General features: G+C 40.5%; 18 protein-coding genes and 4 pseudogenes. 13 read left to right on the top strand and 9 right to left on the bottom strand.

All coding sequences use genetic code 11. From position 1 onward, the window contains the following. Positions 1-4 precede the first annotated feature (4 nt). The 11 genes from H5123_RS19625 to tnpA all read left to right on the top strand — a co-directional run bounded on the left by H5123_RS19625 (position 5) and on the right by tnpA (position 16,002). Positions 5-1,291: a TolC family protein gene (locus tag H5123_RS19625; protein WP_182680803.1), complete on the top strand. Its 1,287-nt coding sequence runs from the start codon at positions 5-7 to the stop codon at positions 1,289-1,291. A gap of 7 nt (positions 1,292-1,298) precedes the next feature. Further along, positions 1,299-2,537: an efflux RND transporter periplasmic adaptor subunit gene (locus H5123_RS19620; RefSeq protein ID WP_123884039.1), complete on the top strand. Its 1,239-nt coding sequence runs from the start codon at positions 1,299-1,301 to the stop codon at positions 2,535-2,537. A 9-nt stretch (positions 2,538-2,546) separates the two neighbouring features. Next, positions 2,547-5,690 (top strand): efflux RND transporter permease subunit, encoded by a 3,144-nt coding sequence (locus tag H5123_RS19615; RefSeq protein WP_182699033.1) that lies wholly within the window; start codon positions 2,547-2,549, stop codon positions 5,688-5,690. After that, the gene (locus H5123_RS19610; RefSeq protein WP_182699032.1) at positions 5,680-6,375 is read left to right on the top strand and encodes a HupE/UreJ family protein; all 696 of its coding nucleotides are present in this window, start codon (positions 5,680-5,682) and stop codon (positions 6,373-6,375) included. The genes H5123_RS19615 and H5123_RS19610 overlap by 11 nt, the downstream gene beginning before the upstream one ends. 16 nt (positions 6,376-6,391) lie before the next feature. Then, positions 6,392-6,916 carry a hypothetical protein gene (locus tag H5123_RS19605; protein WP_182699031.1) on the top strand — a complete coding sequence of 175 codons (525 nt, stop codon included), beginning with the start codon at positions 6,392-6,394 and terminating at the stop codon, positions 6,914-6,916. A gap of 10 nt (positions 6,917-6,926) precedes the next feature. Further along, positions 6,927-7,289, top strand: coding sequence for a DUF6488 family protein (locus H5123_RS19600; protein ID WP_160056812.1), 363 nt, complete (start codon positions 6,927-6,929; stop codon positions 7,287-7,289). 1,732 nt (positions 7,290-9,021) lie between these two features. Further along, positions 9,022-10,266, top strand: coding sequence for a TolC family protein (locus H5123_RS19595; RefSeq protein WP_160056811.1), 1,245 nt, complete (start codon positions 9,022-9,024; stop codon positions 10,264-10,266). A gap of 56 nt (positions 10,267-10,322) precedes the next feature. Beyond that, positions 10,323-11,492, top strand: coding sequence for an efflux RND transporter periplasmic adaptor subunit (locus H5123_RS19590; protein WP_160056810.1), 1,170 nt, complete (start codon positions 10,323-10,325; stop codon positions 11,490-11,492). Positions 11,493-11,518: 26 nt separating this feature from the next. Next, on the top strand, positions 11,519-14,713 hold the full coding sequence (locus tag H5123_RS19585; RefSeq protein ID WP_182699030.1) for an efflux RND transporter permease subunit: 3,195 nt from the start codon (positions 11,519-11,521) through the stop codon (positions 14,711-14,713). A gap of 89 nt (positions 14,714-14,802) precedes the next feature. Further along, complete coding sequence (locus tag H5123_RS19580) at positions 14,803-15,723, top strand: cation diffusion facilitator family transporter (protein ID WP_223419168.1); 921 nt, start codon at positions 14,803-14,805, stop codon at positions 15,721-15,723. Between the two features lie 102 nt (positions 15,724-15,825). Next, positions 15,826-16,002, top strand: a complete 177-nt coding sequence (tnpA, locus tag H5123_RS19575) for an IS66 family insertion sequence element accessory protein TnpA (RefSeq protein WP_182680760.1) — start codon at positions 15,826-15,828, stop codon at positions 16,000-16,002. Positions 16,003-16,145: 143 nt separating this feature from the next. Here tnpA and H5123_RS19570 read toward each other — a convergent pair whose 3' ends face one another. Next, positions 16,146-16,898, bottom strand: a complete 753-nt coding sequence (locus H5123_RS19570) for a hypothetical protein (protein WP_182680761.1) — start codon at positions 16,896-16,898, stop codon at positions 16,146-16,148. A gap of 334 nt (positions 16,899-17,232) precedes the next feature. On the opposite strand from H5123_RS19570, the gene H5123_RS19565 reads away from it, so the two are divergent. Next, entirely contained in the window at positions 17,233-17,499 is a 267-nt protein-coding gene (locus tag H5123_RS19565; RefSeq protein ID WP_182699029.1) for a hypothetical protein, read from the top strand. A gap of 67 nt (positions 17,500-17,566) precedes the next feature. Here the strand turns inward: H5123_RS19565 and H5123_RS19560 are convergent. From H5123_RS19560 to H5123_RS19550, 3 genes and pseudogenes are all read right to left on the bottom strand, one after another. After that, positions 17,567-18,456, bottom strand: a pseudogene (locus tag H5123_RS19560) (IS982 family transposase). Positions 18,457-18,566: 110 nt separating this feature from the next. Then, positions 18,567-19,979: a DEAD/DEAH box helicase gene (locus H5123_RS19555; protein WP_182699028.1), complete on the bottom strand. Its 1,413-nt coding sequence runs from the start codon at positions 19,977-19,979 to the stop codon at positions 18,567-18,569. Beyond that, positions 19,976-20,485, bottom strand: coding sequence for a hypothetical protein (locus H5123_RS19550; protein WP_223419997.1), 510 nt, complete (start codon positions 20,483-20,485; stop codon positions 19,976-19,978). Before H5123_RS19550 ends, H5123_RS19555 begins: the two co-directional genes overlap by 4 nt. A gap of 101 nt (positions 20,486-20,586) precedes the next feature. Between H5123_RS19550 and H5123_RS19545 the strand changes: the two genes are divergently transcribed. Next, positions 20,587-20,823: a helix-turn-helix domain-containing protein gene (locus H5123_RS19545; RefSeq protein WP_182699027.1), complete on the top strand. Its 237-nt coding sequence runs from the start codon at positions 20,587-20,589 to the stop codon at positions 20,821-20,823. A 114-nt stretch (positions 20,824-20,937) separates the two neighbouring features. Here the strand turns inward: H5123_RS19545 and H5123_RS19540 are convergent. From H5123_RS19540 to H5123_RS19520, 5 genes and pseudogenes are all read right to left on the bottom strand, one after another. Then, positions 20,938-21,384 (bottom strand): annotated as a pseudogene (locus H5123_RS19540) (ISAs1 family transposase); the annotation flags it as partial. A gap of 12 nt (positions 21,385-21,396) precedes the next feature. Continuing rightward, positions 21,397-22,899 (bottom strand): annotated as a pseudogene (gene tnpC / locus H5123_RS19535) (IS66 family transposase). A gap of 143 nt (positions 22,900-23,042) precedes the next feature. Then, positions 23,043-23,330, bottom strand: coding sequence for an IS66 family insertion sequence element accessory protein TnpB (tnpB, locus tag H5123_RS19530; protein ID WP_182699026.1), 288 nt, complete (start codon positions 23,328-23,330; stop codon positions 23,043-23,045). Further along, positions 23,327-23,662, bottom strand: a complete 336-nt coding sequence (locus H5123_RS19525) for an IS66 family insertion sequence element accessory protein TnpB (RefSeq protein ID WP_182699025.1) — start codon at positions 23,660-23,662, stop codon at positions 23,327-23,329. Before H5123_RS19525 ends, tnpB begins: the two co-directional genes overlap by 4 nt. An 82-nt stretch (positions 23,663-23,744) precedes the next feature. Further along, positions 23,745-24,083 (bottom strand): annotated as a pseudogene (locus H5123_RS19520) (ISAs1 family transposase); the annotation flags it as partial.

Below are 24,083 nucleotides of genomic sequence, written 5' to 3'. Positions count from 1 at the left end.
ATGAATGAATAATATTGTTGAAACAACCATAGATAAAAAACCGATTGCCAATCGGTTTTTGTGTGGTTTTTTTATCTCGGCCTTAGCATTTTCTGTGACAGCAAAAGACAACACAGAAATAAAAGTGCCACTTTATTTAGAAGACGCTATTCGCATGACGTTAAGTCACCACCCTGAGTTAGCGGTATTTTTGCATAAGACAAATATGCAAAAAGGAGCAATACAACAAGCAGGTATTGGTGAGCCAGCACAAATTGGGCTTACTTTTGAAGATGGTTTAGGCGTCGGTGAACATAGTGGGCTGAGTAATATGCAAACCACACTGACGTATTCCTGGTTGTTGCAACAAGAGCAAATTAATAGCCGTGTTGGCAATGCACAAACAGAGATGGAGCAGGTAGATATTGATAAGCACATTGTCACAATGGATTTAGCGGCGAGTACAGCAAAACAATTTACTCAAATCTTAGTAAAGCAAGAGCGTCTGAAGTTGAATCAAATGGCAACGCTTCAAGCGAACGAAGTGCTTAAAGCCATATCTGAACGGGTCAGTGCCGGCAGAAGCTCAACGATTGAAATGCGTATGGCAGAAGTTGAAATCGTGCGGATGCAGCTAGCTGTTGAAGATACAGAGCACGATTTAAAAGCTAGCCAGTATCAATTGTCGTCGTTGTGGGGAAAGCCAGGCACCCAATTTAGAGTCAATGGTAATTTATTCGCTCTGCCTGTGTTATCAAGTTTAGATAAGGAACTCGATAAACTGAAAAAAAGCCCGTATATCACTCAATTTGCAACCGCTACCCGCATAGCACAATCACAATTGGAGCTGGCGCGGATAGAGGCTAAATCTCAATGGCAATTTTCTGCTGGTTTTCGCCGTTATGAAGCAACAGATGACTTTGGCCTTGTTGCTGGTGTATCGGTTCCTTTTGGCGCAAGCGACCGTAATGCAGGGACTATTTCGACCTTACAAGCCAAGCAAGACGTGCTTGCTGTCGAACAAGTAGCGTTAATGCAAAAGCTCGACTCACAGTTATATGTACAACTACAAGAAATAGCCCATGCACGGCATGTTATCGATGCTTTTGAAAAAACGATAATCCCAACATTAGAAGTGACATTAAAAGAGGCTGTTCGAGCCTTTGAACTTGGACAACTCAGCTACAGTCAATGGAGTGATATACGCCGTGATTTACTTAATGCCCAATCGGAGTTGTTAAATACATACGAGAGTTTGCATTTACAACATTTTGAAATTCAACGCCTAACGGGCGCATCTATATCATTGTGAGACGTTTATGAAAAATAATAATATTTTTACATCACTGACTTTTGCAATATTTCTTTGCTTAAGTGTGAGCCCTTCATTTTCAGTGTCTGCATCATCTGCCCCTGAAGCGGAAGAAGCTGAGCCAGAAAAAGGCCCCCACAGAGGCCGCATGTTGCGAGACGACAATATGGCTTTGGAGCTAGCTATTTTTGAAACGGGTGTACCGCCGGAGTTTAGGGTGTGGGTAACCGATGCAGGCAAGCCTGTTTCACCGGATAAAGTGGCTTTGAATGTTCAACTTACCCGTCTTGGTGATGTTGTAGACGATATTAACTTTCGTGTCGAAGGTGACTTTTTACGTGGAGATTTAGAAATTTACGAACCTCATTCATTTGTGGTCACCATTAGCGCTAAATATCAGGGCAAAAATTATCGCTGGCAATACGATAACCTTGAAGGCCGAACTCGTATTGAGCCAGCAGTGGCTGAAGCTATGGGAATTAGTACCGATGTTGTCGCGGCTAGAACACTTCATCAAACCATTCCTGCTTATGGGCGTTTATCGCTTCCAGCGAGTGCGACACATAATATATCAGCCAGATTTGACGGGGTAATCACCAAGTTGTTTGTTAAACAAGGCGACCTTGTAAAGCAAGGGCAGACACTGATGACAGTTGAAAGTAACGAAAGCCTTAAGCCTTATCAAATCACATCTCCTGCCGACGGCATTGTGACTGAACAGTATGCCAATAGTGGTGAACAAACAGCGTCAAAAACCTTATTGACCCTAACCAATACGTCGCAATATGTGGCCAAGCTAGCAGTATATCCCGCCGATTATAAAAATGTCGTTGTTGGCACTCCGGTAACCGTAAAGATTGAAGGTTATGACACTCCGCTTACAGGGAAGGTTGAGTTTATTGAGCAAAAAGTCCGCGATGACCAGGCTAAATTAGTATGGGTGAAGGTGCCGAATGTGAATAATGCTCTGGCCGACGGTGGGTTTGTTAACGCTGATATTGAGGTGGCGACGATTGATGTGCCTGTCGCAGTAAAAAAAGTCGGTTTGCAAGGGTTCAGGGACTTTACCGTAGTTTATGCAAAAGTAGGTGAACAATACGAGGTGAGAATGCTTGAGCTTGGTCAAGATGATGGTGAGTGGGTCGAAGTTCTTGGTGGAATTGCATTAGGGGCAACCTATGTGACTGAAAACAGTTACATCATTAAAGCTGACATTGAAAAGTCTGGCGCTTCGCACGATCACTAGGAGTAGTAAATGTTGGAATCTATTTTACGCTTTTCCATAAAGCGCAATGTACTCGTTTTAGTACTAGTGATGATTACGGCTTTTGTGGGCGCCTGGAATTTTACCAAGCTGCCTATTGATGCTGTCCCTGATATCACCAATGTACAAGTCATGATTAACACCAAAGCACTAGGGTATACACCATTAGAAATTGAACAACGGGTCACCTTTCCATTAGAAAATGCGCTTGCGGGATTGCCTGGGCTTACATATACCCGTTCTGTGTCACGTTATGGTTTATCGCAAGTTGTTGCCATTTTTGATGACAATACCGATGTATATTTTGCTCGGCAATTGGTGAGTGAACGCTTATCTGCCGCGCGTTCAGAATTACCGTCAGGACTTGAGCCTGAACTCGGACCGATTGCCACTGGGCTGGGTGAAATTTTCATGTTCACAGTGGATGCGTTACCCAATGCAACACATGCCGATGGCTCCGAGATTACACCCACCGACCTACGTACTGTTCACGATTGGACTATTCGTCCGCAACTAATGCGTGTGCCTGGCGTTGTTGAGGTGAATCCTATTGGTGGGTTTGAACGTGAAATTTTGGTTGCATTCAAACCCCAAAAACTGCTCGCGTTTGGTGTTACTCAAGCTGATGTGGTTGACGCAATTGCACAAAATAATCAAAACCAAGGCGCAGGATTTATTGAGCAAAATGGCGCGCAATGGCTTATGCGTATTCCTGGGCAAGCCGAAGACTTACAAGCCATTGGTAACATTCCGCTAAAAAGTATTGATGGTTCACCTGTTCGCATAAAAGATGTGGCAGATATTGGTGATGGAAAAGGGCTGCGCAATGGTGCTGCCACCCAAAATGGCCGTGAAGTGGTGATGAGCACGGTATTTATGCTTATCGGCCAGAATAGTCGCACAGTGGCTCACGCAGTAGGTGAGAAGCTAAAACAAATTAATGCAAGCTTACCTCAAGGGATTGTGGCTACCGCGGTATACGATCGTACTAAGTTAGTTGATCAAACACTTAGTACAGTACAAACAAACCTGACCGAAGGGGCTATTTTAGTTGTAGTTGTGTTGTTTATTTTACTTGGTAATTTCAGGGCCGCATTTTTAACCGCATTGGTGATCCCGTTTGCGATGTTAATGACTGTGACAGGCATGGTTCAAGTTGGTGTTAGTGCCAATCTAATGAGTTTAGGTGCGCTTGATTTTGGCTTGTTAGTGGACGGTGCAATTATCATTGTTGAAAACTGCCTGCGCCGTCTGAGTCAAGCTGGGCAACATTCTTTACCTTTGAAAGCACGCTTAGAACTAGTGTTTGATGCAACCCGTGAAGTGATCCGCCCAGCGTTATTCGGTGTGTTCATTATTACTGCCGTGTATTTACCCATTTTCGCCCTTGAAGGTGTAGAGGGGAAAATGTTCCACCCGATGGCCATTACCGTTGTTATCGCCCTATTAAGTGCCATGTTACTGTCGGTAACCTTTGTGCCTGCAATGATTGCATTGTTATTTAAAAAACCAATCAAAGAAAAGCACAGTCCAATTATTCGTGGAGCGGCTTATTTGTATCGTCCAGCGTTAAATATGGTGCTTAAAGGTCGTTGGATTGTGGTGTGTATGGCGGTGTTGTTAGTGGTCATTTTTGGCCACCAAGCTACCCGGCTAGGCAGTGAGTTTGTACCAAACCTTGATGAAGGTGATATTGCCATGCATGCACTGCGCATTCCTGGAACATCATTAAGTCAGGCAATTGCATTGCAAGAAGTGTTAGAAGAAAAAATTCAGCAAATGCCGGAGGTTGAAAGAGTATTTGCCAAAATAGGCACGGCCGATGTGGCAACTGATGCTGTACCGCCAAGTGTTGCAGACAACTTTATTATTCTAAAACCACGTGATCAATGGCCTAATCCTAATAAATCAAAAGAGCAGGTTGTAGAGGATTTAGCTGCGTTGGTAGAGCCAATACCTGGCAATCGTTATGAATTTTTGCAACCTATTCAAATGCGGTTTAATGAATTACTGGCGGGTGTGAGAGCCGAATTAGCAATTAAAGTGTTCGGCGATGATTTTGAAACCCTTGCCGCATTAGGTAATGAAATTGAGTCAGCCATTAGCCAGGTTGAAGGTATAGCCGATGTGCAAGTTGAACAAACTACGGGGTTACCGCTTTTATCCATAATCCCTAACGCTGACAAAATTATGCAATACGGGATCAGTAAAGCGCAATTGCAATCCCAATTAGCGACTGCGCTAGGTGGAACCGTTGCTGGCAAGTTTTATCAAGGTGATAGGCGTTCGGATATTGTCGTTCGATTAGATGAAGTACTGCGTAATGATGTCGACGCACTGTCATATTTGCCAATTCATCTGGGCAATGGTCGTTCTGTGCCATTACAAGAACTTGCTTCATTGGAATTGATTAATGGTGCAAACCAAATTAATCGAGAAAATGGCAAGCGTAGAGTCGTTGTGACAACAAATGTGAGAGGCCGTGATTTAGGTGGTTTTGTGAGTGATATTCAACAAGCCGTTGCTGCCAATGTTGATATTCCTGCTGGTTACTGGATTGAATACGGCGGCACTTATCAGAAGCTCCAGTCCGCTTCACAGCGTTTAAGTATTGTAGTACCAGTCACGTTGCTCATGATTATTGGTTTGTTAGTGTTAGCGCTGAATTCAATCAAAGATGCATTAATCATTTTTACAGGCGTGCCTTTAGCATTGACGGGCGGGGTTGCTGCATTAATGTTAAGTGGTATTCCATTCTCAATATCAGCAGCAGTTGGCTTTATTGCGTTGTCAGGTATTGCCATTTTGAATGGATTAGTCATGGTCTCGTTTATCCGAGAATTACGAAAAGAGGGCATGAATTTACACCAGGCTATTTTTGACGGTGCATTAACTCGACTTCGACCTGTAATGACCACTGCGTTTGTTGCATCGTTGGGCTTTCTTCCGATGGCGTTTAATAGTGGTATGGGTTCTGAAGTACAACGGCCTTTAGCTATGGTAGTTATCGGTGGGATTATTTCCTCAACGCTACTAACTTTATTTGTTATTCCCGCACTTTACCGAATTTTACATAAAGATAAGGATACGATTTTGATTAAAACAGAAACTTTGGAGTCATTTAATGCCAAGTAAATTATCAAGCTATTGCTTGTTCGCACTCCTCTTATGTTGCTCCTTTATTAGCATTGAGGTACTCGCTCATGGTGTTGATGACAATACTAGAGCTTTTTTAGAGCAAAATAGCGGCGTACAGTTTGTGCCATTTCTTTACATTGGCGCAAAACACATGATTACCGGATACGATCATTTACTATTTTTGGTTGGCGTTATTTTCTTTTTATATAGAAGCCGTGATGTTTTCATATATGTCACGATGTTCACCATCGGTCATAGCACTACGTTGCTGTTAGGTGTGTTAAGCGATATCCAAGTCAATGCTTACCTTATTGATGCCATTATAGGTTTGTCTGTGGTGTATAAGGGTTTTGATAATTTAGGTGGGTTTAAACGTTGCTTCAATTGGCAACCCAATACGCAGTGGGCTGTTCTCATTTTTGGGCTTTTTCATGGCCTAGGGCTAGCGACCAAATTACAAGAGTTTAACTTACCTAATGAAGGCCTCTTTACCAATTTAGTCGCATTTAACATTGGTGTAGAACTCGGTCAGTTTGCGGCTTTAGTGGTGATATTAATTGTGATCAATGTCTGGCGTAAATGGCCATCATTTCAGCAGTTTTCAACACTAACAAATACTCTACTTATGAGTGCTGGCGTCATGTTGATGGGTTATCAATTGACTGGTTACTTTATTAATTAATAACAAAGAGAAATATATGCAACATACAGTAAGTAGTAACACGCTAATTAAAGCTTCTTTAGCAGCAACGGTTTTAGCGGCTGTTGTGTTAGTCACCCTTATTTTGCCTGCAGAATACAATATCGATCCTACAGGTATTGGTCAAAAAATAGGTGTCACCGCATTGGCTCAAACGGCTGAACCGGCAACACCAGAAAGCGCAAAAGTAGAAGGTACAACTGAGTTTCAAAGCATCGAAGTTGTAGTGCCTGCAGGCAGAGGCGTCGAATATAAGTTTGAAATGCAGCAATACGAGAAAATGACCTATGAATGGCTAACTGATGGAGACGCATTGTTCTTCGATCTACACGGCGAACCAGAAGGAGATACAACTGGATATTACGAGAGTTATGTTATTGCCACGTCTGATGAGATGAAAGGGAGTTTTACCGCCCCCTTTGCAGGATCTCATGGCTGGTATTGGAAAAATAAGTCTACCACCCCTGTAACCATTAAATTACTGGTTAAAGGTCAATATAAAGTGATTGGTTTAAAATCATAAGGACAAGTAAATGAGATATTTAATTTTAATTTTAGTGATCTGTAGCGCTCTTGTCAGTAGTGATTCATTTGCACATGTAGATAGAATGAAAAGTATGGATCATTCAAGACATAGTCATATGAACGATGAAAAGGTCAAGGGTATTACAATAACAACAATACAGAAATTGACATTTAAAGACTTAGGATATGAAGTGGGCAAATTGCCTTCATCGTGGGAAAGCATAAGCACTGCCGATGTGAACATTGTAAGCACCCATGGGGGAAGCTATGTAGTGAGTGCGACTAATTCACAAACAAAAAAGACAATATTTTTTAAAATTGAAGACGATGGCGAGGTTGTTGCTATATCAGAGAGTAATGGCTTTAAATAAGCGGTAAGTAATGTAATAGTGATTGCCAAACGACTACTTCTAATTGAAGTAGTCGCAACCATTGTTCTTACTAAGTCAGGATAAGAACAAGGCGTCTAAAGGCGGCACTATCTACTTAGAAGCCTGTTGGTCATAATGGCAATTGATAACACCATCATCCTAATTGTTTACTACTACACATTATGAGAGCTTGAGTTAGTTAACTTGAAATGGTCGCATAATCATGTGAATCGCTTGGGTAATGGTGTCCCAGTGTTCATTTATTATGGAAGTTAAATAATGTTCGAAACTAGTCATAAAGATCGCTACTAACTGAAAAGTTAGAAACTAATAAAAAGCGACCGACTCATTGAGTGGTCGCTTTTTTTGCCCAGCGAAGCTGGCAAACCCGCTAGGCTGAAAGATGCCCAGATCAACCCTACTGAGGGGAAGATAATCGCAAAGGCGTTGTTGGTCAACGACAGGGTCTGAAGGAAGCCATAGGAAGTTAACAGTACACAACGCAAGTGAACCTGCTTCGGCAGTTGAGGTGGGTAAGCGTGCAAAATAACGCAAAGTCCTATACTCAGCCAGACCTAAGCTGTGTTTGAGGGTGGCATTGTTAACAGGGAGTCAGTGCAGTAACTGGGGAAGCCTGGCACTGAATCCGGATATAGACCGGAGACATTGAGTCAAGGCGAAAGCCAAGATCAATTTTAGTGTGTGGTGGCAGATGACCCCGTAGTAGTAGTGAGTTAAGCTTGGCCTGTGAAAGCCTGTAATGGTGTGGAGGACAAAAACAAGCTGACCATCAACAATGCGTTTTATGGAACGTTAACGGTCAAAAGCAGTTAAACGTTGCGAAGGGGTGAAGTACATTTTAAGTCTGTGATGAGCAGATGTTTTTTTTAGTGGTACCCAAACCGACTTGCTATCGGGGTATTCCTGCTTGGTTGATTATGGAAATAATCAACTGAAATGAGAAACCGTACAAGGGAGTAGCTTTGACAAACTTTAGTAAATTACCTGAGCTTCGGATAAGAAATTAGCTCCCCAAAGGAACTAAATGCTCGTTCCTTGATCCGATCATTCGACCAAGAGTTATTAGAAAAAGAAACGAGCATGAATAAATTAGTGAAACCTACTGTGATTTCGAGCGAAACTGGCAGAAATCCAGATCAATACAAAGAAGCTGTTTAACGACTTAAGCGACAACAGTCTTTAAAAATACAGTTTAGTTTAATTGACGAAATCAATAAGAAATGTTCTACTTTAACTTTGTGCATCTGATGGTTATTTCTTTGAAAAATAAGTTTCTAAATTTAATATTAGCGATTGCGATTGTAATACAATCGTTTGTAGCTATTGCAAATTCACAAGAAACGCATACATTAGATGTACAACATATCCAAACCGAACATTCTCACGAATATGATAGCCAAATAGTTGATAACGAATTACCAATAGAAGGTGAACATAGTGTTGAGGACTGTCATCACTGTGGACATTGTCATGGGTTTCATTCTCAATGTTTGACTCAAACTAAACCTAGTATTGATCACAATATACTAGTAACTCATCAATACCTATATTCATATCAATATGCTAATGCATACTCTGATAACCCAATAATCCCTCCTATAAGTTAACTCTATTTGAATAGCTCATTTTAGCTGAGCATCTTTATATTCTTGTCTACTTACGATTTTACTGTCGTCAGTTAACACTACCAAAATAAATATGAGTTTAATTTATGAAAATATTTTTTAAAAAAAGTATTTGCGCCATGCTATGCGTCGGTATGTTTTTAGCTATGTTAATCAATATACAAAGAGCAAATGCACAACCAACATCGACGTCTTGGCTGTCAATGCAAATAAACAAACATCCAAATATTATTGCTGCCAAAGAAGAAATGAATGCTGTTTTTTCAAATGCGGAAGGGAACAAGCAACCGCTTTATAATCCTGAACTAGAGACTGGTTATGAGCGAGAAGGTGACGCTAATAATTATTCCATTGGCATTAATCAAACGATTGATTGGTGGGATAAACGAGAAACAAAAGAGCAACAAGCTAACTTTAGCTTAACTCAAGCAAGCAAACACTTTGATTTTCTTGTTCAAGAAAAGACAGCGCAAGCTTTACAAGCGTTAATTACTTGGCAAGCAGCTAAAAAGCAAGCTTTTATAGCTCAAGAACAAGAAAAGCAGTTGGAAACCATACTTGATTTAGTTAAGGATCGTCAAAAAGCAGGTGATCTTGGACAAGTAGATGCTGAACTTACTTTTTTAAGTTTATCTCAAATGTTGAATGTTACCGCAAAAGCACAAGTTCAATTAAAACAAGCTGAAGCTCAAGTCAAGGAGCTACTGCAGGATTGGACGCCGGATAAAGAGGTTTTACCTGCGCAAGGTTTGACTATCAGCAATTATCAATTATCACCTCAATGGCTTCAACAACATCCTTTAGTTCTAGAGGCAAAAGCGCAGTGGCAAATAGCTAAAAGTAATGCTCAACTGTCAATGTTGGAGGCTAAAGCGGACCCTACTATCGGTATAAATGCAGGTAAAAATGCAGGAGACAATGTGCTTGGAGTAACGCTTTCAATGCCTCTGAACATTCGCAACAATTTTTCAGCACAAGCAAGAGCTGCGAATCAACAAGCATTAGCTGCCGAAGCAAATTTTCTCTCCATTATGCGCAAACAACGGTTTTCTATTCAATCAAGTATCGACACCTTGCTCACTTATCAAAAAAACTATCAACGTTGGCAACAATTGATGGATGGAAGAGGTAAACGTAGTGGCGACTTGCTGCAAAAGCAATGGCAAAGCGGTGATGTGAGCACTACCGAGTATTTACTCGCTTTACAACAGCGTGCTGAAGGTCTTAAAGCGGGCATAGACTTACAAAGTCAATTTCAATTAAGCCAAATAGATTGGCTATTACAAGTGGGGCAAATTAAGACTGTGCTCCAACAATTATCTCAGCCTTGATCATTAAATGTAATTTGAATAATTAATAGTCAATGAACCAATTTTGGAAAAAACATATGAATAAGCAAATTAAATTAATAACGCTGGCCGTACTTTTTTGTGGAATAACAACCATAACTACTGCGACATTTGCAAATGTTCAATCATCTGAAAAAAACGAAAAGCATGTTGAAGAAAAAGATGATGGACATGGACATGAAGCTAAAAATGAGGAGGAAGAAGGTGCGGGAGTTAAACTTTCAAAGGGGCAATTAACTTTAGCTGAAATTAACATAACCGTACTAGAGCCTCAGACGATGGCTTACAGTATTTATGCTCAAGGGGAGATAAAGGCTAATGATTATACCAGTTATTTAGTCTCGCCAAGAGTAGATTCAGTGATACTAAAACGCCATGTTGCTTTAGGTGATCATGTTGAAATCAATCAACCGTTAGTCACCCTATTTAGTGAGTCAATGGCTGAAGCTCAAGCCAGCTATAGGCTCGCTGATTCAGAATGGAAAAGGGTTCAAAAACTTGGTCGAAAAGCGGTAGGTGAGAAACGCTTTATAGAAGCTCAGACCGATTTTGAGGCTGACTTAGGACGATTATATGCGTTTGGCTTATCTACTGACGCTATTATCTCTTTGACTACCAACACTAAAAAACTGGGGCAATACACTCTAAACGCTGAGACTTCTGGCGCGGTATTATCTGATAATTTTCGTCAAGGCCAACGCATAGAATCGGGCGGTACTTTATTTGAGTTGGCTGATGAAGATACGTTATGGGTTGAAGCACGTTTAGCTCCATCAATGGAATTGGACTTACCTGAAAATTCAAAGGCGCAAGTAAATGTAGGTAACAATACATACATAGCTACGATCACTCAAAAAGCTCATACCATAGACCCAGTAACTCGCACACGTATTATACGCTTACAGGTTCAAAATGTCGGTCATAAGCTTCATCCAGGCTTATTTGCGGATGTCTATTTTGCCTTTGAAACGGACAAAAAAGTTCTGACTGTGCCTGAAGAAGCATTAATGCGTGGTAGTGATGGTGATTGGATGGTGTTTGTTGAAGAAAATGGCGAATTTAAAGGTGTCGAAGTTGAATTGGGACGACAACTGGGAAAATCACGTGAAATTTTTGGTTTGCCATCAGGTACTAAAGTCGTTACAACTGGCGCTTTTTATGTTGCCGCGGAAATTGCCAAAGGCAGTTTTGATGCTCATAACCATTAATTAACTGATAATTGGAGAACTAACACATGTTAAATCGTTTGATTGACTGGTCTGTCGCTAACCGATTATTGGTGATTCTTGCCTTGATTGCGTTCACGGTTTCGGCCTTTTTTATTATTCCTCGTTTGAATTTGGATGCATTTCCAGATGTTACCAACGTACAAGTGGCAATTAATACTGAGGCGCCTGGTTTGGCTTCGGAAGAAGTAGAACAACTCATAACCTTTCCAATAGAAGCCGTAATGTATGCATTACCTGATGTTGAAGAAGTACGCTCTATTTCTAAAACAGGCTTGTCTGGTATTACGGTTGTTTTCAAAGAAGGCACCGATATTTATTTTGCTCGTCAATTGGTTTTTGAACGATTGCAATCAGCAAAAGAATTGATCCCTGAAGGGGTTGGTACACCTGAAATTGGCCCAAACACTTCTGGTTTGGGGCAAGTATATCAATATTTATTGCTCGCTGATGAAGACTCGGGGTATGACAGCATGTCACTTCGAAGCCTTAACGATTGGGTGGTTAAATTACTCTTAATGCCAGTAGATGGCGTTACAGATGTTTTAGCATTCGGCGGAAATGTTAAACAATACCAAGTAAATATTAATCCTTCTCGTTTGCTTGCTTACCAATTAACTCAACAAGATATCGCTAATGCATTAGAAGATAATAATGACAATGCGGGAGGCTGGTATATGGATAGAGGCCAAGAGCAACTTATTATTCGAGGTGTTGGTTGGTTAAGTAGTGATGAAAAAGGTATTGAAGAACTAAAACAAATCCCTGTTAAAACAATTGAAGGTACTGTTGTTTATCTTGCTGATGTGGCAACTGTTGAGTTTGGAAGCGAAATTAGACAAGGCGCGGTTACCATGAGTAAACGTGTTGGTACTAACGGTAGTAAATTTCTAGGTGAAGTTGTATCCGGCATTGTTTTAAAGCGTATGGGCGCAAATACCAAAGTTGCCATTGATGGCATAAAAGACAGAATACCACTTATTCAACAAGCCCTGCCAAAAGGTGTCACGTTTGAACCTATTTATGATCAAGCAGATTTGATTGAAAAAGCAGTTAGTACGGTCGCTGAAGCATTGATAATGGCTTTTATCTTTATTGTTATCGTGTTAGTACTTTTCTTACTGAATGTTCGAGCTGTTTTATTGGTACTTATTTCTATTCCACTTTCTGTTGGGATGGCATTAATGATCATGGCTTACAATGGCTTGTCTGCGAATTTAATGTCTCTGGGTGGTTTAGCGGTTGCTATTGGTATGATGGTCGATGGTGCGGTGGTGATGATGGAAAATATTTTCAAACATCTCAGTCAGCCAGACCGTCGTCACGAACATAGTCATAAAGGAATGCATGACAGTGAGAACCCTTTTGATGTCGAAAAAGATGTCGATGTTAGTTTACGTATACAAATTGCCGCTAGAGAAGTAGCTAAGCCAGTATTTTTTGCAGTAACAATTATTATGGTGGTTTTTGCGCCATTATTTAGCTTAGAAGGGGTTGAAGGCAAACTATTTCAGCCGATGGCTATTAGTATTATGATTGCTATGGTTGCGTCGTTAGCCGTGTCTCTCATTGTTGTACCCGCGTTAGCTAGTTACTTGTTTCAACGAGGTTTTAAAGCACGAACCAGCCCTTTCGTTAGTGTGCTAGAAAAATTTTACCGTCGTAGTTTAACAAAGGCAATGAATGCAAAGAAAGTGGTTCTTATAGGGGCTGGAGCCTTACTTGTTGGTACATTATTTTTAGTGCCAAATTTAGGTACTGAATTTGTACCAGAGCTTGAAGAAGGCACGATTAATTTACGTGTAACAATGGCTCCATCAACCAGTTTAGCGACAGCGCTTTCAGTTGCCCCTAAACTGGAAAAAATATTACTTGAATTTCCTGAAGTTACTTATGCTACCAGTCGTATTGGCCGAGCAGAAATTGGTGGTGATCCTGAGCCAGTGAGTAACATTGAAATCTATATTGGTCTCAAACCAGTTGTAGAGTGGACCAGCGCTAAAACACGCCATGAACTACAAGGTTTAATGGAAGTAAAACTTGAGAAATTCCCCGGTTTACTACTGAATTTTTCTCAACCTATCGCAACAAGAGTAGATGAATTACTTTCTGGTGTTAAAGCGCAGTTAGCCATAAAACTATTTGGTGCTGATCTCGATGTCCTGGCTCAGCAAGGTCAAGCTATTGTTAATGCTATTCAAGGTGTTGATGGTGCAAGAGATGTAGCGATGGAGCCAATAGCAGGAGAATCTCAGTTAGTCGTTAGACCAAACCGTCGTCAATTATCTCGATATGGTTTATCGATTGGTGATGTCATGAGGTTAGTGCGAAATGGTATCGGTGGTCACGAAGTAGGGCAAGTCATTAATGGTAATGAACGTTATGATATTTATCTGAGGATAGACAAAGCGTTTAGAAATCAACAACAAACTATTGCTGATTTACGACTACAAGCCCCAACAGGTGCATGGGTACGACTAGGTGATGTTGCAGATATTGCCATTGAATCAGGCCCTCCTCAGGTTCGCCGAGATGATGTTCAGCGACGCGTCGTTATTCAAGCCAATGTACAAGGGCGAGACATGGGTAGTGTCGTAAAAGATATTCGAGCAGCAATTGCAACTAAGGTTGATTTGCCTACGGGTTATTCTGTTGATATCGGTGGGCAATTTGAAAATCAACAAAGAGCACAGCAACGACTAGCTATTGTTGTGCCACTTTCTATTGGCATTATTGCGTTGTTATTATATTTTGCTTTTGCCAGTGTGGGTCAAGCCATGCTCATCCTCGTTAATTTACCTTTAGCTATGATTGGTGGCATAGTTGCCTTGTATATTTCTGGTCAATACCTATCTGTACCAAGTTCAATTGGTTTTATTACCTTATTTGGTGTTGCGGTTCTCAATGGTGTGGTTATGGTTGAAGCGATTAATCTACGCATTGAAACAGGTACGGAAAGTATTGCTCAAGCTGTTTACGAAGGTGCTATATCAAGACTTCGTCCCGTATTGATGACAGCGATTACTTCTGCCCTTGGTTTGATACCTATTATCATGTCAACTGGTGTTGGCTCTGAAATACAACGGCCATTAGCTACAGTCATTGTGGGTGGATTGGTCACTGCGACGTTCCTTACTTTATTTGTTCTTCCCGTACTTTATGCTTGGTTTTCTAAAGGTCGGATTGAAGAAATGAGAAGGTAGTGCTGCTTGGTTAAATAAATATAACTGTTTGCTTTAACTAGATATCCCGTAGGTATTCGCTGCGGGATATCAATTTATAGGAGAAAGTAATGTCCGACAATTCACATCAACACCCAGCTAGCCATGGACACAGTCATATTCCTAAAGATATGTCTTCAAGTCGTATTGGCTGGGCATTTATATTAAATGTTTGTTTTACTATTATCGAATTTATTGGCGGCTGGTTAACCAACAGTACCGCGATAATGGCAGATGCGGTTCACGATTTAGGAGATAGTTTATCCATTGGTCTCGCATGGGGATTAAACAAACTCAGCAAGAAAAGTCGCGATGAAACGTTTAGTTACGGCTACCACCGTTTTTCTTTACTTGGTGCGCTAATTAACGGTGTTGTCTTAATCGCGGGATCGATTTGGGTATTAACCATATCATTTCCTCGATTGATATCGCCAGAAATGCCTGATGCTCAAGGCATGTTGTGGTTAGCGATATTGGGGGTGATTGTTAACGGTTATGCTGCTTTCAAATTAAGTGAAGGGAAAACATTAAACGAACGTGTACTTAATTGGCATTTATTGGAAGATGTCTTAGGTTGGGTAGCCGTATTAATTGTTGCTATCGTCCTAATATATATCGAACTCCCAATACTTGATCCCATACTTTCAATAGGATTTACATTATTTGTTCTTTTTAATGTCTTAAAAAACCTCCGTACTGCAATACGTCTGTTTTTACAAGCAACACCTGAGAAAGCCATTCAAGAAAAAATAAAAATTGAATTATCAACATTGAAGTTTATTGAAGATATTCATCATTTCCATTTGTGGTCCCTTGACGGCGAAAGGCATGTTCTTACAGCTCATTTAGTAGTGAATCATTATTTTGATCAACAAGAATATATGGCAATAAAGCATGAAATATCAACACGACTTAGCCCTTTTTATCTTGAACATACAACACTGGAATTTGAGTTCGTAGACGAAATATGTAGAGATTCAAAAAGCGATTAGAAATACTTTCAAAGATGAAAAGTAAGCGATCAATTAATCCCACATACCAATAATTTTCAAATTTAGCATGATTATTTCCTAACTAAATCTAGGCGAACAATCATGTCAAAAAACGATAAAATACAATACTGGCAGCGTATTTTTCAGCAGCAAACTGAAAGTGAATTAACCAAAGCTGAATGTTGTAAAACCAGTGACTTAACCCTATCTACATTTTATGCGTGGGCTAAAAACTTAACCCGCATTCGTCACCCACTAAGCAAAAAGTGGTGCCGCTGAGCGCGTTGATCTAGGCAAGGCGTAGTTCGCCGGACGCAAATATCCCCGCTCATATTAAATCACTTTTCGCTTCAAACGAGTTTTGGGGCAAAAGTGATTTCAACAACGATGATTAGCAACGGTTTTCGATTGACTTTTTTGCTCTAAGGGTGCCCGAAAAAAGCCTTAAAGCAGGTTTGATATGGAATAAACGAGTAAATATTGCTGTTGTAATACACACTACCTGAATTCCATTTTTCTTTGACTGATGGACTCTCTAGTGCGTCAAGTACCTGGTAGGCTTGGGCTCGAGTGAATACTTCGGATTTTCCATTGGCCCTATTTTCTCTGATAAGTAGAAAATGCAGATCGTCTTCTGCCGTAGTGTGTTGCAGTTTAAATATTAACGAAGGGTAGTTATCAGTAACAGCGTCGAATCGCCTTTTAAACGAGGCATACTCGGTGTCAATAAAACACTCTGTCACCTTGGCAAACTCAAACGGAGAACGGTTGCTAAACACTTCAGGGTTAAAATAGGACAAAAATCTAGCGATAATCGTGCGATGTTTACCTGTGCTGATGAAGTACTTACTTCCAACCTTAATGAAGGATAGGTTTGGCAGTTCGACTTCCGATAAATAATACTGCGGGTTGTCTTCTAGTTCTATAAGTCTTTGTTTCAGGCGCTTAAGCCATCGTCCTTCTATGCATTGCCCCCAGGTTGAGTCATCACCATACATCTGTTCGATGCCTACTATTTGATCGAACGGAATAGGGGCAACGTAGTGTTCTCTATCGTCTTTAAGGTAAATATCATTGTTCCTCAAATAGGTGCTGTAGTTATAGATGATGTCATTTGAGAAAGGTGCAGGATTTTGTTTATTTAAAGCTTGGATGTTAGTCCTAATATTTTGCATGTCAGAGAGCCTGTTAATAGTGCTGTACATTTGAAAGCGTATTTCAAGGTTAATCAAAAATAAGCTCAAGATTTGTATTAAAAGTTCATTTATCTATCACATTTCAGCCCAATAATAAGATTGAAAAATATTCATATCGGGACGATTACTTATTAGCGCTGTTGAAGGTGCAATTCTAATCCAAGGATTACAGCCATGCATAAAAACTTGTCTCAATCTTCCTAACCTCACAGCATGTAAAGCTATCCGTCATCATTAAAAGTATCGAGGCTCTTGATTTTGTAACTTATTCAAGATAGCCTGATAATGTAACAAAATCAAACTTGGAGTTTACATGTCTGAAGAAAAAGCTGAATACAAGGTAACACATGGCGGATTTCGAACTGGTGCAGGTCGAAAAACTAAATACGAAAAAACCGTCGTGATGAGGGTTCCAGACAAATACAAAGATGCTATAAAAAGTTTAATCAAGCATTTAGATGACTGCGAAATGGTTGATAAAAACTACTCAAGCGTAAAATCCCAACCTGTTTTCATTCGTTCTCTTCAAGATAAGCCACAGAAAGTCACATTTATTATAGACCCTGCTTCAAAATTTTGATTAAGTTACAATATCAAGTTGAATAATGATAAATAATCTAGGTTGAAGTAAGTAACCTGAGATCGGTTTAAGCCATAACAACAATAGCGCCAAATTCAGCATTCGTAATATTGAGTTGTGGCTTAGTTTCTTTCAGTTGATAGGCAATCAATCCGCCTATCATATTCAACATAAAACCATGCACGCTTCGATGTCTTGTATGCTCTATTTGTGAAATGTTTTTTAGCTGGTCATTGATGGTTTCAATGATAAATCGACGTGAAAGCATCGCTCTATCCCATAGGGATAATGCTTTAGCTTTCATGTTTTTACGGACATTATTGACGATCGTAACACCTTGTTCGAGTAAGTCGTTCGCCAGTGCTTTGCTAATATAGCCTTTGTCGGCATAATGTTTATCCATTGAGTTAACCACCATCCCCGAAACAGGCTGAGTGTCATGCACATTCGCGGGCGTTATTTTGGCGGCTACAATGCCGCCTTTGCGATTAACAATTAGGTGAAGTTTAAACTAGTAGAACCATCCCATCGTGCCTTTTCCTCGGCTAGCGAAGCCCGATAAGCTTTTTTATGCCTTGGAATTCGTAAGTTGTGACAGACCTTGATACTCGTTGAATCAATAAACTCAATCCTTGTTGGCTGGCTTCTTATGGTACAAAAATAGCTGCACAATGGCACGACAGTCGTGGGCATTATTTCCAAAAAGCGACTGTAACTGAGCAAATGTGAAAAATCAGATTTAAAGAATCGAGCAAGATAACCAGAATAAAAGTTCTTGAAGTCACGGTGGTGGGATGTGTGGAATGGTATGATAATGTTCATTATTTCGCTCGTGTCCATTCTATTTGAGCGCTGACGTTTTCGTTTGCTGTCAGTCAGGCATTGTGTTTTCCATTGCGGAATGAATACAGCACAAAAATCATCGGCATCACAAAATATATCCACTAAATTATTCATACGCCCTCAGCATGATTAAATCCTTCTTGGTCGAAAGATCTGATCATAAAGAGGGCGTTTAGTTCACTTCTTATCTCGAGTTCAGGTTAAGTAAAGTTACTTCAACTCACCTAATCTAATCCTAACCCTATACCTATACCTATGGTTTCTTGTTTGAAACGACCGAATATATTCATCACTTGGTCATATGAAGTTGATAAAAAATCTTCATCGAACAAGCTATCAGTGTTTTCAATGAAACCATTTAGTTTAATTTCTTTGCCTGCCAAATCAATGCTAGGTTCTTTCAGAGAAATAGTTTTGTTTTGACTATTAGTCTCATCGCCGACAAGCAGTGATTGCATTGTTTCAAATTTTACAACATCAGCCTCAACAGGCACGTCATGTCTAACTCTATAAGCATACTCCAGCAACTTGGGCTCCGCTGGCATATAAAGAATTGCTTCTTGATTAATAGTGTCTGTAACTCTAAGAATTCGTCCTAGTGTTTGCCTAAAATACATTTCAGTTTTTATGTTTGAGAGATAACAACACACTTGTAGGCGAGGGATATTGGTTCCCTCACTAATCATTCCAACAGAAATAATCCACTTGGATTCTGAGTGTCTGAATCGTTGAATAATGGCTGTCGGGTCACTTTCCTTATAGGTAGCGACAACAGCTTCTTCTTGAAGCCATTTTTTTACTAATGTTGAAATTCTATTGGCCTGTTCTATCGATGAAGCTACGATTAAGCCAGCTGCATTAGAGTTTTCAAGTCTTATAAAATCTAGCTTTTTACTAGCCGAAGTGATGATATGTTTTATTACATCATCATTTTCGATTACGTCCTGGTATGCAATTTGGGAGTTAGACAGTAGGTCATCAAAGCTTTCGAAAACGGCGGTTTCATTATTTTCTATTACTGAAATATGATTGTTATCAACAGCGATTATCTGAGGTACGCGACAAACACCGTCTAAAATTGCCTCATAAAGGCCATAGACGTAATCACATGAGATTTCACCATCTGGTGAGGCATAGCTAGCAAAAACGATAGGGGCCGTATCTGAGCGCCAAGGCGTGCCAGTTAATGCCATGGTGAATCGAGCTTTGTTCTGAATGTTCAGAATTATATGCTCTCCCCATGAATTCGCATTATCAACAGTAGATCCTGCACAATGATGGATTTCATCGAAAATAACGAATACTCGATATTTTTCAAATAGCTCCCAAAAAGCACCATCTAAGTACTGCAAATGTTGATAAGTATAAGCTCTGCCCTTTGAACCAATTAGCCCGTCAAAACGTTCATTCGATCTTAATTGTAAGCACTCAGCAAAATCCATGGAAACTATCGAAGATGGGGAAAAACAAAAGATTAAATCAGCAAGGTCATTCTTCAATAGATGGTTTGATAAAACAGAGGCCATCAGAGTCTTTCCTGAGCCAGGCGTCGCTAAAACCAAGAAATGAGACTGTCCATTAAGGTATTGTTTTAATGACGAATCTATACATGCATTTTGCCAACGTCTAAGTCTCATATATTTCTCTGTTCGATGATCGCTTCAATGGCCTTGATTTTCCCCAACAATTTAGTGCTATTTTCCCTCGCTAAATTGTACTTGGGTTGTAACTCTTCAGCTAAATCAGGCAGCTCTAAGTATATCTCTTTATATGCCTCTGATTCACCTAAGCTCAATAATAGTTCTGATTTATAGTAGTTTAGTTTTGCGCTCAATTTCTTATGTTTATCAATGCCTTCAATATCAGAAATAGGTAATAAAGCCATAGGCTTAACAGGAAGGTTTGTGGCATCAAAATGAACTGTTTTTTTGAATCTAGTCTGTCCCTTTTGCTTTTGTATATTCCTCTCTAACCAGCCTTTTTTTACTAACTTCATTAATTCTGCATAAATCATTCTTCTGATCTCTGCGCTATCCAAAGAGGGATCTTTTTTTAATGCAAAATATGCAGAGCGGACATCACTTGTTGTGAACTTATCAAAGTTTTCTGCTTTAATGATTTGAGCTACGAATGGGTCTAACATCAAAAACAGATCCTAATAATTTATCTTGAATGGGTATTATAGGGCGTGGTGGCTTGTACCTCAATATGAAAATCTAATCATTTTACCTGGAGTGTTGATAGGTGAGTGATTTAGTAATTGAATTTGGCGATAAATTAAGATACCTAAGAGTTAATGCTGGCTATTCTCAAGAGGCATTTGCAGCATATGTCGGTATTGAAAGAGGTAATTACGGGAAAATGGAAAGAGGTTGCGTCAACATCAAACTGGAAACTCTATACAAAATAGTTAATGCACTTGACTGTGAGTTTGATGAAATTCTACCAGCCAGACTCAAATATAAAGTACAACTAGATTAGTGCTAATGCTTAAAGTGAGCCTCATTAATTTATACCTATAGCAGCAGTGATAATTAGTAGTAAACTTATAAGATTATTAACTAAGGTTATGATGCAGGGCTACCGCATGAGTGCTTAATTTATAACCGAGCTACTAAATCCAGCCTTTAATACTGCTTCAAGCATCGATGGATTCATCATGCATCGCTTTTGTTTTCCAACAATGCGTATCTTGGTCGGCTCTGCTCGTAACATATTCAAACTCATATGACGCAGGCTTGACATATTTTCCGCTCCGTGAGCGTTATAGATTTGACATGCATCCTCACTCATACTGACATCAAGCACCCAGTGCATTGATTCGATATCCCAATGTTCTCGAACTGCTATCGCAGCTTGTTCAGCACTTAGCTCCTTAGAGCTGATGTAATAACGGTACTCAAGCTCGATTGGTTTTCCTTTCTCAAGGCGACAATTTTCAACCATAACGATATTTTTTAACCCTTTCCACTTTGAAAAGTCACCGACTAAGTGTGTACTGTCAATAACATAGCACTGACGACACTCTGTACGTAAGCGTCCGGGCAACTACACCTATCTTTTAACACTCCATGGTATCAGGCTGTCTATATCCGGTGCTGGTTGGCACAGTTCATTAAGGCAAGCCATGATGTAATCAAATGGCACTAAGCCATTAACCTTTGCGGTTTCCACAATGCTGTAAAGCGTGGCACTGGCATGAGCCCCATTAGCTGTCTGACTAAATAACCAATTTTTTCGGCCAATCACAAACGGTTTTACCGCTCGCTCAGCACGATTATTATCAATACTCAGTCTGCCATCATCAACATAACGAATGAGTTTGTGCCATTGATTAGCCAGGTAATTAGCTGCCTCTATCAGTTTGGTATTACCCACTAAATTCGGTTGGTTTTGCTCAAGCCATGCTTTTAGCTTGTCCAGTATAGGCACACTGACTGCTTGTCTTGTCGTGTATATATCATCCGCACTTTTATCTTTAACGCGTGACTCAACGCCGTACAGTTTTTGGATAAGGCTCAATACCACATCCGCTTTGCCGGTTTTATTTTTCCCTTGCAGCTTTTTCGCATCGATAAATTTACGACGCGCATGCGCCCAGCATCCCACTAAGGTTGCCTATGTTTTTTCATAAGCTTGATAACCATCTACGTGCAAGTAACCTTGATATCCATCAAGATAATTGACCACGCAGGCGGCCGCCCGACTATTGTGAAAATCGTAAAGCACGATATTGGGGGTAGGATGGTTTGGCTCAGGTGAATCTCGACCTGAGCAATACACCCACATGTAGCTGTTCACCTTATCGGATTTCACCACTTTCAGTGGCGTTTCATCGGCAAACAACGTGGGCTGCTTTAACAGCTCGGCTTTAAGCCGTTCCACCAGTGGTGCAAACAGTGTGGCGGATTTGTCTATCCAGCTGCTCATGGTCTGGCGACTGAGCTCAATACCGTATTGCTTGAACATCGCTTCCTGGCGATAAAGCGGTAACCCGTATTGGTATTTACTGGTGATAAGCTGACTGAGCAAACTGCTCGTTGCAATGCCTTTGTTGATGGGCATGGCAGGCATTGAGGCTTGCTTTATCTGTGTTTGAGTTGAGGCTTTATCACAGTGACGGCAGGCGTACTTAGGCCGAATGTGCTCAATGACTTTGATTTGCGCTGGGATAAACTCAAGCTTTTCTGACTTGTCTTCACCCATTTTATGTAGCTCACCGCCACAGCAATCACAGGTTTTATCTTCAATGTCGTGGATAACTTGCTCACGGGGTAAGTCTTTTGGCAGTGGCTTACGCACCGGTTTTTTGCGGATATAGCTAATGGATTGTTGCTCAGCCTCAGCGGCTTCAACAATCTCTTCTACTTCATTGAATAACTCGCCTTGCCCTACAAAGCCTTCAGCACTTTTGCCAAATTGTTTTTGTTGGGCCAGGCGCCAGCGTTCCTCTAGCGCAGCGATTTGCGCATCTTTTTGTAAAGATAATTGCCGCTCATTTTCGAGCAGTTTTTCCAGCTCAGCGATGCGCTGTTGAAGGGCGAGTACATTTTTCATGAAGCCTATTTTAAGGCGTAACCAGCGGGTTTCCAGTGCTAAATGAACATCCTTTGATGATCATCAATCGATCGCAAATATTAAAGTAGTTGCTTACCTGCGACATCAATTTTGCTGTGGCCAATGACATCATAACCCGACAATCACCAGTGTAATTGCTGCTCGGTTAATGTCATGGTGGGTGACATGAGTTTGGGCCATTTGAACTTATGTTTATCTAATCGCTTATACCACAGCGCAAAGCCGGTGTTATCCCAGTAAAGCAATTTGAGCTTGTCACGGCCTTTATTACAAAAGACAAATAGCGCACCACTGAGCACTGGGAGTTCAAGCTCAGCTTCCACTAAGGCGGCTAACCCATTAATCGATTTACGAAAATCGACCACATCGGCACATAAATAAACAGTGGGGATATCAACAAACATCTTCATGCCATTAGCCCTTTAATAATGGCAACGATATCGGTCGTTGCTAAATCTGCTGGTAGGGTGAGTTGGCCGGTGCGGGTATCAAACTGCAGTGTATTTTGATGAGTGTGCTCGCAGACGTCAGTGGTGGTTTGTTTTAGTTGAATAAAGCGTGATGATGTAGCGCGCTTTGGCAAGGTTGTTTTTTGCTGGTTCTCAGCCTGTAAAGCACGTTGTTTATAATAAGTGGTAATCGAGACATTATGATGTTGGCAGAATTCAACATTAGTGCCTTTGAAATTGCTGCGCTGCTGAAGTAAACCGAGCCACTGTGCCGCTGTTCTGTATGTTTTCATCACCTGCTCCAAATTTATCATTGAGCAGGTATTTTCAAATAGGCAGATTAATGATGCGAGGTGTGGTTCGCTAGACGGTTACCTCTGTACGACCATGACCCTGTTCAATTGTGGATTTGTCTGTATTGTTGGCTCGCTGGGAAGAGAAGGCTTTGACTATCGCTTCACGCAGTTTTCCCTGATTACTTTTAACGGCAAGCAGGAAGTCACCGCCTTGTTCCACAATGGTTTTGGCTATCTTTGTTTGACAAGCCATAGCATCGATAGTCACTAAAGCCCCTTTGATATCCAACATCTTTATCAACTCAGGAATGGCAGTTATCTCATTGCTTTTTTGTTCTGTTTTAAGTTGGCCAAGTACTAATTTGTTTGATGAAGCATAAGCACTAATCATGTGTATGGTACTGGCTCTGTCTTGACG

Source organism: Shewanella sp. SR43-4 (assembly GCF_014163845.1).
GTDB lineage: Bacteria > Pseudomonadota > Gammaproteobacteria > Enterobacterales > Shewanellaceae > Shewanella > Shewanella vesiculosa.
This window is presented reverse-complemented; position numbering and strand designations above follow the sequence as displayed.